The 13663-nt window shown below is 67.5% G+C and carries 11 protein-coding genes; 9 read left to right on the forward strand and 2 right to left on the reverse strand.

Features of this window, described 5'->3' with window-relative positions; genetic code table 11:
- The first annotated feature begins 1 nt into the window (after position 1).
- The 4 genes from ACWIGM_RS20500 to meaB are packed head-to-tail and all read left to right on the forward strand — an operon-like array spanning position 2 to position 4181.
- Entirely contained in the window at positions 2-409 is a 408-nt protein-coding gene (locus ACWIGM_RS20500) for a cobalamin B12-binding domain-containing protein (protein ID WP_126112509.1), read from the forward strand.
- Entirely contained in the window at positions 402-1943 is a 1542-nt protein-coding gene (locus ACWIGM_RS20505; RefSeq protein ID WP_454027790.1) for a class I adenylate-forming enzyme family protein, read from the forward strand. Before ACWIGM_RS20500 ends, ACWIGM_RS20505 begins: the two co-directional genes overlap by 8 nt.
- The gene (locus ACWIGM_RS20510) at positions 1936-3135 is read left to right on the forward strand and encodes a thiolase family protein (RefSeq protein WP_454027791.1); all 1200 of its coding nucleotides are present in this window, start codon (positions 1936-1938) and stop codon (positions 3133-3135) included. Before ACWIGM_RS20505 ends, ACWIGM_RS20510 begins: the two co-directional genes overlap by 8 nt.
- Positions 3132-4181 carry a methylmalonyl Co-A mutase-associated GTPase MeaB gene (meaB, locus tag ACWIGM_RS20515; RefSeq protein ID WP_454027792.1) on the forward strand — a complete coding sequence of 350 codons (1050 nt, stop codon included), beginning with the start codon at positions 3132-3134 and terminating at the stop codon, positions 4179-4181. The genes ACWIGM_RS20510 and meaB overlap by 4 nt, the downstream gene beginning before the upstream one ends.
- On the opposite strand, the gene ACWIGM_RS20520 is transcribed toward meaB, so the two are convergent.
- Entirely contained in the window at positions 4182-4718 is a 537-nt protein-coding gene (locus ACWIGM_RS20520; protein WP_454027793.1) for an Lrp/AsnC family transcriptional regulator, read from the reverse strand. It abuts the gene before it with no gap.
- Positions 4719-4874: 156 nt separating this feature from the next.
- Positions 4875-7454, reverse strand: coding sequence for a N,N-dimethylformamidase beta subunit family domain-containing protein (locus tag ACWIGM_RS20525; protein WP_454027794.1), 2580 nt, complete (start codon positions 7452-7454; stop codon positions 4875-4877).
- A 242-nt stretch (positions 7455-7696) separates the two neighbouring features.
- On the opposite strand from ACWIGM_RS20525, the gene ACWIGM_RS20530 reads away from it, so the two are divergent.
- From ACWIGM_RS20530 to ACWIGM_RS20550, 5 genes are all read left to right on the forward strand, one after another.
- The gene (locus ACWIGM_RS20530; RefSeq protein WP_454027795.1) at positions 7697-9013 is read left to right on the forward strand and encodes an ABC transporter substrate-binding protein; all 1317 of its coding nucleotides are present in this window, start codon (positions 7697-7699) and stop codon (positions 9011-9013) included.
- 4 nt (positions 9014-9017) lie between these two features.
- Positions 9018-10037 (forward strand): carbohydrate ABC transporter permease, encoded by a 1020-nt coding sequence (locus ACWIGM_RS20535; RefSeq protein ID WP_454027796.1) that lies wholly within the window; start codon positions 9018-9020, stop codon positions 10035-10037.
- Positions 10038-10047: 10 nt separating this feature from the next.
- Positions 10048-10926: a carbohydrate ABC transporter permease gene (locus ACWIGM_RS20540; RefSeq protein ID WP_454027797.1), complete on the forward strand. Its 879-nt coding sequence runs from the start codon at positions 10048-10050 to the stop codon at positions 10924-10926.
- Between the two features lie 81 nt (positions 10927-11007).
- Positions 11008-12504 (forward strand): aldehyde dehydrogenase family protein, encoded by a 1497-nt coding sequence (locus ACWIGM_RS20545; RefSeq protein ID WP_454027798.1) that lies wholly within the window; start codon positions 11008-11010, stop codon positions 12502-12504.
- A complete protein-coding gene (locus tag ACWIGM_RS20550) occupies positions 12504-13622 on the forward strand; it encodes an NADH:flavin oxidoreductase/NADH oxidase (protein WP_454027799.1) in 1119 nt (372 codons plus the stop codon). Before ACWIGM_RS20545 ends, ACWIGM_RS20550 begins: the two co-directional genes overlap by 1 nt.
- Positions 13623-13663: the final 41 nt, after the last annotated feature.

A 13663-nucleotide genomic window follows, 5' to 3' on the forward strand; every position in this document is an offset into this window, starting at 1 on the left:
GATGACGCTGTCGAACCGCAAGATCCGCGTCCTGATGGCGAAGGTCGGCCTGGACGGCCACGATGTCGGTGCCCGCGTCGTCGCCCGCGGCCTGCTCGAAGCCGGCATGGAGGTGATCTACACCGGACTGCGCCGCACGCCCGAACAGGTCGCGCGCGCTGCCGTCGAGGAAGACGTCGACTGGATCGGGATCAGCATCCTATCCGGCGCGCATCTCACCCTGCTGCCCCGCCTGCGTCGCCTGCTCGACGAGAACGGGGCTGAGGACATCCGCATCATGGCGGGCGGCATCATCCCGCAGGAAGACATCCCCGAACTCAGCAAGGCGGGCGTCTCGCGCGTCTTCCTGTCGGGCACCGCGATCGCCGAGATCGTCGACTATCTGATGGCCGAGACCGTCCATGACTGAGCTGTGCAAACCGCCCACCCTTCCCGAGCTGATGCGCCGGGCAGCGCAGCGCTTTGCCGAGCGCATCGCGCTGATCGCCGGCGAGCGGCGCTGGTCCTTCCGCGAATTCGACGCAATCGCCACCACCCTCGCCGGCAATCTCGCGCAGCGTCTGCCGGCCGGGTCGCGGGTCGGGCTCTTCATGGCCAACCGGCCGGAATACCTGATGCTGCAGAGCGCGATCGAGCGCGCCGGGCTCGTGCGCGTGCCGCTCAATGCGCGGCTGACCAGTGTCGAGGCCGCGGCGATCCTCACCGATTGCGGCGCGGCGGCTGTTTTCCACGACGTGGAAACCGCTGCCTTGCTGCCAGCCGGCGGATGCCTCTGGCTCTGCCCGGTCGATGGCGGCCCGGCCAGAAACGGCCCGGACTTCGCCGAGCTGCTCCAGCCCGCGACCGCCTCGGCGGATCGTCTGCCGGCGCCGGACGACCTCGCCTCGATCAACTACACCTCCGGCAGCTCGGGGCGGCCGAAGGGCGTCATGCTGGAACACCGCCACTGGCTGGCGGTGACCCGCAACATGCTGCTCGACCGCGACATGCGCCGCGACGACGTCGTCGCCCATATCGGCCCGCTCACCCATGCCAGCGGCACCTATTTCGCGCCTTGGTTCCTGCGTGGCGCGACCAGCGTGCTCGTCTCCGGTGTCGATGCCCTGCTCGATGCGATCCCGGCGCTGGGCGTTACCGCCTTCACCTGCGTGCCGACGGTGCTGACGCGCATCGTCAACCATCCGCGCATCGGCCGGATCGACACCTCTTCGCTGCGCTTCATCGGCTATGGCGCCGAGCCGATCCCGCGCAACACGCTGGAGAAGGCGCTTGCCCGGTTCGGCCCGATCCTGACGCAGAATTACGGGTTGACCGAAGCGATGATGACCTGCGTCTTCCTGCCGCCGGAAGACCATTTCGACGCGGATGGCGCGCCGCGGATCGGTTGCATCGGCCGGCCCTACAGCTTCGTCGAGATCGTCGCCCGCGCCCCCGACGGCAACCCGGTTCCCGCCGGCGAGATCGGCGAGCTGACGGTGCGCGCCGACCACGTCATGCGCGGCTATTGGGGCATGCCGGGAGAGACCGCGAAGGTGCTGCGCGAGGGCTGGCTCTGGTCGGGCGATCTCTGCCGGATCAGCGCGGACGGGCTGGTCACGCTGACCGGGCGCAGCAAAGACATGCTGATCAGCGGCGGCTTCAACATCTACCCGCAGGAGGTCGAGGCGGTACTGACCAGCCTCGCCGATGTCGCCGAGGCCGCGGTGCTCGGCCTGCCGGATCCCGACTGGGGCGAGGTCGCCATCGCCTTCGTCGCACCGGTGCCGGGCGCCACACTTTCGGCGGAGGAAGTCCGCGCCGGCTGCCGCGCCATCCTCGGCTTCAAGACGCCCAAGCGCGTCCTGATCGAGGACACCCTGCCGAAGAACCCGAATGGCAAGGTCGACAAGAAGCTGCTGCGCCAGCGCCTCGCGGAGCCGGAGCGGGAGGCCGATCATGTCTGATGGCAACGACGTCGTGGTCACCGCCTTCGCGCGCACCCCGTTCGGCCGCTTCGGCGGCGCCCTCGCCGAAGTCTTCGCGCCCCGTCTCGCCGCCATCGCCATCGATGCGGTGCTCGACCGGACCGAGCTCGAGCCTGCGGCAGTCGAAGCGCTCTATATGGGCGTCGGCATGATCGCCTCGGCCGCCTTCACCCCGGCACGGCAGGCGGTGCTGCTGTCGCAGCTGCGCCAGGAGACGCCGTCGCTCGCCATCGACCGCGCCTGCTGTTCGGGCATGAGCGCGATCGGCCTCGGCTGGCGCGATATCCGCCTCGGTTTCGCCGATGCGGTGATCTGCGGCGGCGTCGACAATCTCAGCCAGACGCCGCTGCTCTGGCCGCGGCGACGCGACAAGCCGCTCGGCGCCGTCACCGCCGAGGACCCGCTGCTGCTGCGTTCGCCGACGGTCGACGCCGCGATCGCAGCCTACACCTCGCGCGAAGCGCTCAGCCACGGCATCGACCGCGCCGCGCAGGACGATTGGGCGGCCGGCAGCCATGAGCGCTATTTCGCGGCTGAGGCGGCGGGCTATTTCGAGGCCGAGCGCGTTCCGCTCGACCTGCCCGGCAAGAGCGGCAATGAGCGCATCGCCTCGGATGAATCGCCGCGCCGCGACAGCTCCCGTGAAAAACTCGCGACGTTGCGGACGGTCTACGACAGCGAAACCATCACTGCCGGCAACGCCCCCGGCCTGAATGACGGCGCCGCCTTCCTGCTCTTGGTCTCGCGCCGGCTCGCCGAGGCGCGCGGGCTGCCGATCCTCGCCGAGATCACGCATTACGGCCAGGTCGCTGATGGGCCGACCTCGGGCTCCTATACGCCGGCGATCAGCATCTCCCGCCTGCTGGCCAAGGCCGAGCGTCCGGTCACCGATCTCGACCTGATCGAGATCAACGAGGCCTTCGCGGCGACGCCTCTGGTCAGCACGCTGCGCCTCGTCGACGGTGATGGCGCCGCAGCTGACAAGCTCCGCGCCAGGACCAACCGGCATGGCGGCGCCGTGGCGCTCGGCCATCCGCTCGGTGCGAGCGGGGCCAGGCTCGCCATGACGCTGGTCAACGGGCTGACACGCCGCGGTGGCGGGCGCGGTGCGGCCGCGATCTGCGGCGGCTACGGCCAGGGCGACGCCCTGCTGATCGAGGTCGGTGCATGAGCGGCGCAGGAGCGCTCGACGGCCGGACGGTGCGCCGGCTGTCGCGCGCGATCAGCACAGTCGAGGATCGTGCCGATGGCTACCAGGAGATCCTGTCGGGCGCCTATCGGGCCACCGCGAAAGCCAGGGTCATCGGCGTCACCGGCCCGCCCGGCGCCGGCAAGTCGACACTGGTCGACACGCTGACGGCCCATTGGGCCGGCGCCGGCGAGCGTGTCGCCGTGCTCGCGGTTGATCCGTCCAGCCCCTTCTCCGGCGGCGCCGTGCTCGGCGATCGCGTCCGCATGGATCGCAGCTCCGATCTGCCCGGCGTCTATCTGCGCAGCATCTCGGCGCGCGGTGAAGGCGGCGGGCTCAGCGCGGCGGTCTGCGACATCGTCGCGCTGCTCGACGAGGCCCGCTTCGACCGCGTCGTGATCGAGACGGTCGGCGCCGGCCAGGCCGATATCGCCGTGGCCGATGCCGCCGACTGCACGCTCGTCGTCTTCGTGCCAGGGCTCGGCGACGATATCCAGGCGGCCAAGGCCGGGCTGATGGAGGTCGGCGACGTCTATGCGGTGAACAAGGGCGACCTGCCCGGCGCCAAGGCCACCGTCGCCGAGATCAATGGCGCGATCGGCGTTGCCTATGTCGGCACGCCCGGCATCAACCCGGCCAATCCGGCGGTCACGACGGCGCATCCGGCCTCCTCGCCCGGCCGCCTCGCCGTGCTGCGCCGCCATGGCGACCCAGCCCAGGATGGCACGCTCTGGCGCCCGCCCGTCCAGCTGGTCAGCGCCCGCAATGGCGAAGGCGTTCCCGATCTCGCTGAGACGATCGACGCCTTCCTCGGCTGGTGCGGCAAAAGCGGACGACTGGCGCAGCGCCGGCGCAGCCGCATCCGCGCGCAGATGCTGCGGACGCTGAGCACCGCGCTGATCGAGCCTTATCTGCAGAATGCCGGGCAAGCTGCGGAGGCTCTCGCTGGTAGCATCGAGCGCGTCCTCGCCAGCGATACGAGCCCGGCCGAAGCGGTAGCCGCGCTGGTCAGAAACGCATCGCGCTGATCAGCGCGCCTTGCCGCTCTTCTTCGGCGCCGGTTCAGCCTTCGCGACCTGCTCGCGGGGGGACCTGCTCGGCCGCATTACCGAGGGCTTCGGCATGAACTTGAAGGCCCGCTTGTGGACCTCGAGGATGGTGCGGGTGTTGACGCGCACAATGCCCTCAACCTGCGACAGCCGGTTGGTGACGAAGTCAACGAGCTCGGTGTTGTCGGAGAAGGTCGCGCCCGCGAAGATGTCGAAGCCGCCGGTGGTGATGTAGACGAAATACATCTCCGGGATCGCCGACAATTCGCGCGCCGCCTGCCGGATCCGGCGCGTCTCGACCTCGATCTCCATCATCACCCAGACCGAATGGCCGAGTTGCAGCGGGTTGGAGAGGGCGACGAACTCGATCACGCCGGACTCGACCAGCCGCGCCATGCGGTTGCGGATGGTCGACTCCGGGATTTCGAGCGCCTCGGCGATGGACTTGGCGGGAGCGCGGGCATCCTTGTGCAGGAGATTGATGATGCCGACGTCGATTTCGTCCAGAGCCGCCACCCGCTTCTCCTGCAATTTGCGTCTTCGAATCGCAAAACCATAGGAGGCGGCCGCGCGAGCCGCAATTGCTGCGCTGCCGAAAGGAGCCGAATTGACTGCCGGAAACCGCGGAAACCCCGGGATCGCACCCAGCTCAGGCCGGATCGCGCAAGCTCCTCACCCGCCCTTGCCGGGCATGGCGAAGGGAGCCGGATCGAGAAAGCGCTCCAGCACATTGCGGGTCAGCCGCGAGATATTGTTGTCGTAGCCATTGTGCGCGAGGCTCCCGACATAGGCGATCGAGCCGGTCGAGAAGACGGCGCCGCCGGACGGGCATTCGAAAAACACCATGTCGGCGCGGATGCGGGCGCTCTGCAGCGCATTGGTCGCTCCGTTCGGCACGAGCACCGCATCGTTCGCCATGTGGAAAGCATTGGTGTGGTTCTCCGAGGAGGCCAGGACCAGCGTATGAGGCGGCGAGCCGGCGCTGACATCGCAGGCATCGATCTCGTCGCCGGCCGCGCCGCCCCCGAGATGGCCGAAATCGCCGAGGATCTCGTCCTCGACGCCGGCGAAAATGAAGGCGGCGCGGGGAACGCGGCTCTCGGGGCGCCGGCGATAATAGGACGAGGCGTCGAAGCCCTGGGCGATGAAGCCGACGCCGGCCAGCGTGTTCGGCGAGCGGCCCTGGCGGCTCCAGAGCCCGCCATATTCGCCGGTGAAGCTCATATAGTATTCGCCGGGCGCCGCATGCCAGGCGCGCGTCCCGTCCTCGGCCCGGCGCACCTCGATGATCCCGTCGGACTGCGGGTGGTAGGCGACGCGCCAGTAGAAGCCGTTGCCGCCAAGATACATCAGGCGCCCGCCGCCCTTCAGATAGCCCTCCAGTGCGTTCATCATCTCCAGCGAGACATATTCCGGATGCGAACCGGTCAGCACGGCCTGGTAGCCGTCGAGCAGGCCCGCCCCTTCGCGGTGCAGATCGTCATCAGTGACGACGTCGTAATCGCAGCCGATCGCCTCCAGCCAATCGACGACGAAGAGGTCGCTGGAGAAGTTCCAGAGCCGCCCCTTCGGCCGGAAATTCGTCATCGGGCGCAGGCGCGTGCCGTAGCAGACGCCGCTACCGTCATTGTGCACGCAATAGGTCGACAGGCCGATCGGATGGTGCAGCAGCTGCATGTCGGTAACGTCGAAATCGAGCAGATGCCCGCGCAGCATCTCGGTGCCTGAGGCGAGGAAGCGCGCCTTGTTGTTCGCGTAGATCGTGTAGGTCGCGGTCGGTGCGAGATAGGCGACCTTGGCAGTGCGCTGTCCGCGCGGCGGGCGCACGAAGAACGGGACATGGGTCTCGGCGCCCTCGCCACGCAGGCGCGCCGCATAGACGCCGCTCTTGCAGTCCTCGGGCACGGTGAAGACGAAGCTCGTCTGCCAGCGGGCATCGTCGATGTCGTCGTCATGGAAATGGATCGCGCCGTATTGCTGCGGCGCCCGCTTCCAATCCATCTCGGCGGCATCCCAATTGTGCCCGGTCACCGCGCGGGTCGGCAGGTTAACCGTTCGGCCATGCAATTGGCGCGGCCCGCGATCGATGATGCGGTCGGAGCCGATCTCCCGCGAGAAGTCCCAGGCGGCCACCAGTGCTCCGTCAGCCAGTTCCGCTGCGACCGGCTGGTCGAGCTGGTCCCGCGGCAGTGCTCTCACAAACAGGCGCGGCGCCTCCAGCTTGCCGTTGTAATGGGCGCCGGGCGCCAGGCCGTCGGCGCTGGCATGAGACCAGGCCGCGATCATCAGCGGCGCATCCGGCGCCGCCGGCTGGATCGCGACGTCGCGCATGACTGAAACTGCCCGGCCGGTATGGACGCTATGATCCTCCAGCGGCCGCTGTGACAGCTCGACCCGGCGCGAGGCTGCATCGAAGCTCGCCGAGAACAGATGCCAGCGCCGCTCCGCCACGGCGACCCCTGTGGAGATATCGACGACCTCGGTGCCGTCGCCGAGCCGCAGTGCCAGTGCGCCGTCGGCATCGAGATGGAGCCCGAAGCCGCGCTTCGAGCACTGCGACCAGGCACCGAGCAGCGCCCGCGGCTGCGTCCCGATCAAGGTCGGCCAGGCCAGGACCTGCAGGCTGAAGCTCTCAAGCGCCACGGGCAGCGCGGGCAACTCTATATAGGAGCCGAGCTGCAGCGTCTGCTCGCCGCCCGGATAGTCGCCGCTCGCGGGCGAGGCGATCTCCGTCTCGCGATAGCCCTCCCCGCCCCGATCTGTCTGCGGCGCGCGCAGGCGGACGATATCGGCGCGATAGCCGGCGATCCCCGGCGTGCTGACCTTGAAGGCGATGCTGTCGCCCGACGCGGCGCTGATGCGATCGGCGTAGGCGAGGATGGCCTTCGCCGGATCGGGCACGACGACCGGCGGCCCGTCCGTCGGCAGCTCCGGAATGGCGAGCTCGCCCAGCACCGTCGCGAGGTCGTGGCCGGTCATGGCGTGCCAGCGCAGTTTGAAGACGGTCCATTCGGCTTCGGCGAGATCGGTGAAGACGACGCCAGGTACCGGGACGGGCCGCAAGGGATTGCCGGTCATCCGCGCCAGCAGCCAGCGCGCTTTGGGCGTCTCGACGATCAGGCAGTGCTTGCCCTCGATCGGGGCGCTGCGCATGCGGTCGAGCACCGCCTGCAATTCGGGGCTGTGATGGCCGAGCGGACGGCGCCGGAACTCATGCGCCAGATCCAGGCGCGAGGGATCGATCTCGTACATCGCAGGCCTTCACTCCCCGTGGCGGCAATCTGCCCGGCCCTCCCGGGCTGCGCCAGCGCGACCGACGCATGCCTGAACTGACCGAATCCGCCATGGCGCGGAGGCTTGCTCGCCGAAAACGCCTAACTGGTTTCACAATTTTGCATAAAGCGCAATATAAGAGCGATATTTCTGTTGAATGAGCACAATCGCATCGCTAATGTCGCGGTAACGGCGATCAACGCCGGTCCGGGGAGGACGATATGGAGACGCTCAGCAGGACGGGTTCGATCAACCGGCGGCAGCTCATGGCGGGAGCGGGCGCCCTTTCGGCTGCGACCTTGTCAGGGGCCGGCCGCTTCGGCGCCGCACAGGCGGCAGCGCCGATCAACTTCGTCGGCTGGACCTTCCGGCCGGACATGGTCCAGGGCTATGTCGACTTCTACAACAAGACCTATAGCGAGAAGGTCAGCTACTCGACGCTGCCCTGGCCGCAATATCATCAGACGCTCGAGCAACGTGCCTTCGCCGGCGACGTCGTCGACGTGATGTACTGCTTCCACACCTTCCGCGAGCGCTGGGCGCAGACTGGCATGATCCGCACGCTCGACGACCTGCCGGGCGTTGACGAGCTCAAGAAGGCTATGATGCCGGCCAATCTCGAAAGCCTGCTCAACCGCGAGGGCAAGCTCATCGCGCTGCCCTATTTCGTCAATCTCTACATCCTGATGCACAACGAGCCGATGCTGCAGCAGGGCGGCTTCGACAAGCCGGCGGCGAGCTTCGACGAGCTGATCGAGCAATGCGTGAAGCTGAAGAAGGACAAGATCGCCGAGTACCCCTACCTGCCGAACTGGAACCCGACGATCACCGGCACGACGCCGCAATTCTTGACCGACTGCTTCGCCGAGGGCGCCACCGTCTTCGACGCCAGGAACAAGCTGGTCATCGATCAGGATCCGGCGGTGGCGCAGGTTCTGGAGCGCTGGAAGAAGGTCTACGCGCTCGGCCTCGTCACGCCCGAGATCTTCACCAAGCCCTCCTCGACCGACGTGCACCGGATGATGTTCACCGGGCGCTACGCCTATCACAGCAACATCTCGAACTATCTGCAGACGATCGCCAGCGACACCAAGGAATCGCTGCTCGCGCCCAAGAAGGCGAAGATGACGCCTTATCCGGGCAAGGTCGGCAGCACGTATATGTGGACCGATTCCTATGTGCTCAACGCCAACACCAAGTCGATCGAGAGCGCCTGGAAGCTGATGCAGTTCGTCGGCGGCAACCTGCACAAGGATTGGTATGTGCAGCAACAATGGGCGATCGGCTCGGGCCTCGATAACGTCTATCCCGATCTCTACAAGGAGCCGGCCGTCGTCGCCTCCTATGCCAACTGGGTCGACCTGCCGACGCTGCGGGCCCAGTACGACAAGGGCAAGGTCAGCGGCGCCTTCAAGGAGCAGTGGTACCCGGAATACGACGCCCGCTCGGTGACGATCCTGCACGACATGATCCGCAAGAACCTGTCGGTCGCCGAGACGATCAAGGCGCTCGTCGCCCTGCACAAGTCTCTGGCCTGAGCGGATGACGGCGCTCGACCCCGGCCGCCCCGATCTCGCGCTCCAACCGGAGGCTTCGGCCTCCGGCCCAGCCCGACCTCGCTGGTTCGCGGGGAAAAGCCGACAGGCCGTCCAGTCCGAAGGCTGGTTCGCGGCAATGCTCGTCTCGCCGGCGCTGCTGGTGGTCCTGCTGATCGTCTTCCTGCCGCTGGTCTATTCGATCTGGCTGAGCTTCGCCGAGGTCGACCTGCTGCGGCCGGGCGGCACGGCGATCACGATCTTCGGCATGCGGTTGCCGCTCTACCGCTTCACCGGGTTCACCAATTACAGCAAGGTCCTGTCCGACCCGCTCTACTGGCAGGCGCTGCTGCGCACCGTCTATTTCGTCGCGCTCTTCGTCATCGAGGCAGTGGTGATCGGCCTTGCCATGGCGCTGGTGCTCAACGCCCATTTCGCCGGGCGCGGGCTGATGCGGGCGATGCTCCTGGTGCCGTGGTCGATGTCGCGCATCGCGGTCGGCATCCTCTGGCTCGGCATGCTCGATGCCGATTTCGGCGCGATCAACGGCATCCTCTACCGGCTCGGCCTGATCGACCACTACCTCTCCTTCTTCAGCGACGGCTTCACGGCGCTCAACGTGCTGATCGTCGTCTATGTCTGGAACCAGGCGCCCTTCGCGACGATCCTGTTCCTGGCCGGGCTGCAGTCGATCCCGCAGGACCTCTATCACGCCGCCTCCGTCGACGGCGCCGGCTTCTGGCGCAAGCTCTGGCACATCACCCTGCCCTCGCTGCGGCCGATGATGTTCCTCGTGCTGGTGCTCGCGACCGTCAACGGCTTCCTGATGCTCGACCTCATCTATGTGATGACCTCCGGCGGCCCCGGCAACGACACCACCACGGTGACCTGGCTCGGCTACCGCACCGCCTTCAGCTTCTTCAAATTCGGGCCAGGCACGGCGATTCTGTTCACGCTGACGCTGATCTGCGTCGGGCTGACCGTGATCTACCACCGCCTCATCCTCTCGAAGTTCCAGAGCGAGTAGGAGGAGCGCCATGCCGACCGTCATCGCGCGCAACCACAGCAAGCTCTGGCCGGTGCTGGGTCTCTACGGCCTCGTCGCGCTGGTCGCACTCTGGCTGATCGGGCCGTTCCTGTGGCTGTTCATCAGCAGCATCAGCGAGCAGCGCGACCTGCTTGCCCGGCCGATGCCGCTCTTCCCGCCGAACCCGAGCTTTGCCAACTACGCCAAGATCTTCGGGCTGGTCGAGTTCCACGCCCAGCACCAGTCGGCGCAGATCCTGCCCTCGCTCGGCAACAGCGTCGTCGTCACGCTGATCGTCACCGCGCTCAACATCGTGCTCGGGAGCGGCGCCGGCTATGCCTATGCGCGCTTCCGGCATCCGGTGATGCGGATCACGCTCTACGCCATCCTGTTCACCCGCATGTTGCCGGTCGTCGTGCTGATGCCAGCGCTCTTCCTGATCATGCGCCAGCTCGGTTTGCAGAACACACTGAGCGGGCTCGTGCTGGCCTATTGCTCCTTCACCTTCCCCTTCACGATCTGGATCCTGAAATCCTATTTCGAGACCATCCCGCGCGAGCTCGAGGAGAGCGCGCTGGTCGATGGCTGCTCGCGCTTCCAGGCCTTCGTGAAGGTCATCCTGCCGATCTCCGGACCCGGCCTCGTCGCCGCCGGCGCCTTCACCTTCGTATTGTGCTGGAACGAGTTCCTGGTGGCGCAGGTGCTGAACTCGAAACAGGGCACCACGACGCTGCCGCCGACGGTCGCCGGCATGCTCGGCCAGGCCAATATCGACTACTCGGTGATCGCCGCGTCGGGCTTCCTCTCGGCCATTCCGGCCGTGATCCTCGCCCTCGTCTTCCAACGCTACATGGTCCAGGGGCTCACCGCCGGGTCGGTGAAGGGCTGACCGTTCCCTGGAGCCGCCCGTCGCTCGCAAGACGCGCCGACGGGCCTTTCAAAACCGCGCATCCGCGAAAGGACAGATCCGATGACGATCGTGCCAAGAAAGCCCGACATGCACCTCGCCTTCCTCGAAGGAGGCCCGAAGAAGCTGCTGATCGACGGGCGCTGGGTCGATGCCGCCTCCGGCAAGACCTTCGAGACCATCGACCCGTCGACCGGCCAGGTACTGGCCCGCGTCGCCGAGGGCGACCGCGAGGACATCAATGCGGCGGTCGCGGCGGCGCGGCGCGCCTTCGACGGCCCCTGGCGCAAGTTCAAGCCCTATGACCGCCAGCAGGTCATCCTCAAGCTCGCCGATCTCGTCGACAAGCATTTCGACGAGCTCTCGCTGATCGACACGCTCGACATGGGCGCACCGATCAGCCGCACGCGCGCCTCGCGCCGGCGCCTGCTCGGCCTGCTGCGCTATTACGCCGGCATGGCGACGGCGCTGCATGGCGAGACAGTCGACAACTCCATGCCCGGCGAGTTCGTCACCTATACGCTGAAGGAGCCGGTCGGCGTCGTCGGGGCGATCACGCCCTGGAACGGACCGCTGGTCTCCTGGATCTGGAAGATCGGCCCGGTCCTCGCCACCGGCTGCACCGCCGTGCTGAAGCCGGCGGAGGAATCGCCGCTCTCGGCCCTGCGCATGGGCGAGCTCCTGCTCGAAGCCGGCCTGCCTGATGGCGTCGTCAATATCGTCACTGGCTTCGGCGAGACCGCCGGCGCCGCGCTCGCAGGCCATCCCGATGTCGACAAGATCGCCTTCACCGGCTCGTTCGAGACCGGGCAGAAGATCGTCCAGGCCTCGGTCGGCAATCTCAAGCGCGTGACGCTCGAGCTCGGCGGCAAGTCGCCCGACATCGTCTTCGCCGATGTCGATCTCGACCTCGCCGTGCCCGGCGCCGCGATGGGCTGCTTCGGCAATTCCGGCCAGGTCTGCAGCGCCGGCACGCGCCTCTTCGTCGAGGACAAGATCTATGACGAGTTCATGGAGCGCGTCGCCGATTTCAGCCGGACGCTGAAGGTCGGCAACAGCCTCGACCCCGAGGTACAGATCGGACCGCTGGTCTCCGAGCAACAGCTCAGCCGCGTCTCCAGCTATCTCGACATCGGCCAGCAGGAAGGCGCCAAGCTCCTCTCCGGCGGGCGCAGGCTGACCGAGGACGAGCTCGCCAGCGGCTATTTCATCCCGCCGACCGTCTTCGCCGGCGTCCGCGACGAGATGCGGATCGCGCAGGAGGAGATCTTCGGGCCGGTGGTGTCGAGTCTGCCCTTCAGCGATCTGGAGGAGGTCGCGCGCCGCGCCAACAACACCATGTACGGGCTCGGCAGCGGCGTCTGGACCAATGACGTGCGCAAGGCACACTATCTCGCCAAGGCGATCCGCGCCGGCTCGGTCTGGATCAACTGCTACCAGATGATGGATCCGGCGATGCCATTCGGCGGCTACAAGCGCAGCGGCTATGGCCGCGAATCCGGCGTGCAGCAGTTCAACGACTATCTGAACGTGAAGTCGGTCTGGCTGCGGACCGCCTGATGACGAGCAAGCTGTTCTCGCCGATCGCGCTGTCCGGGGTCACCTTCCCGAACCGCGTCGTCATCTCGCCGATGTGCCAGTACAGCGCGCCGGAGGGCGCGGCCTCAGACTGGCACATGGCCCATCTCGGGCAGTTCGCCATGTCCCGCGCCGGTCTTCTCCTGCTGGAGGCGACCGCGGTCGAGCCGGCCGGGCGGATCTCGCCGCTCTGCCTTGCGCTCTATTCCGACGCGCAGGAGGCGGCGCTCGCCCGGGTGGTCGCGATGCTGCGCTATGCCGGCGGCGAGATGCCGCTCGGCATCCAGCTCGGCCATGCCGGTCGCAAAGGCTCCTGCCACATGCCCTGGGATGGCGGGCACGGCCTTAAGCCTGAGGAAGGCGGCTGGCCGATCGTCGCCCCGAGCGCCCTGCCCTATGACGGCAAGCGCGCCGTGCCGGAAGAATTGGACGAAGCCGGCATGGAGCGCATCGCCGCGGCCTTCGTCGATGCGGCCAAGCGAGCCGACCGCATCGGCTTCGATGCGGTCGAATATCACTGCGCCCATGGCTATCTCCTGCACTCCTTCCTGTCGGCGCAGAGCAACCGGCGGCAGGACGGCTATGGCGGCTCGCTCGAAAACCGCATGCGCTTCCCGCTCGCGGTGGCGCGGCGGCTGCGCGAGGCCTGGCCGGCCCGGAAGGCGCTGGGCGCCAGGCTCGATGCCGAGGATGCAACCAACGCAGCTTCCCTCTCCGAGACGATCGCCTATGCGCGCGAGCTCAAGGCGATCGGCTTCGACTATGTCTGCCTGTCGCGCGGCAGCCTCTCCGGCGACCAGAAGATCGTCTCCTGGCCGGGCTACCTGCTGCCGCTCGCCGCGGCTTTGCGCGCCGCGACAGGGATGGTCACCCAGGCGGTCGGGCTGATCGTCGACCCACGCATGGCGGAAGACGCGGTCGCGTCAGGACAGGTCGACATGGTCGCGCTGGCGCGCGGCTTCCTCGATGATCCGCGCTGGGTCTGGCATGCGGCCGAGGCCCTCGGCGCGGAACTTTCCTATCCGCCGCAATATCGCGGCGCCGACCCCTCGCTCTGGAAGGGCGCGACCTTGCGCCCGCGAGCCCATGCCGCCGGCTGAAGCCGGCCGCGACCCACATTCATCCTGTTGCGGAGACCGAC

The sequence above is a fragment of the Allobosea sp. NPDC055332 genome, assembly GCF_053645455.1.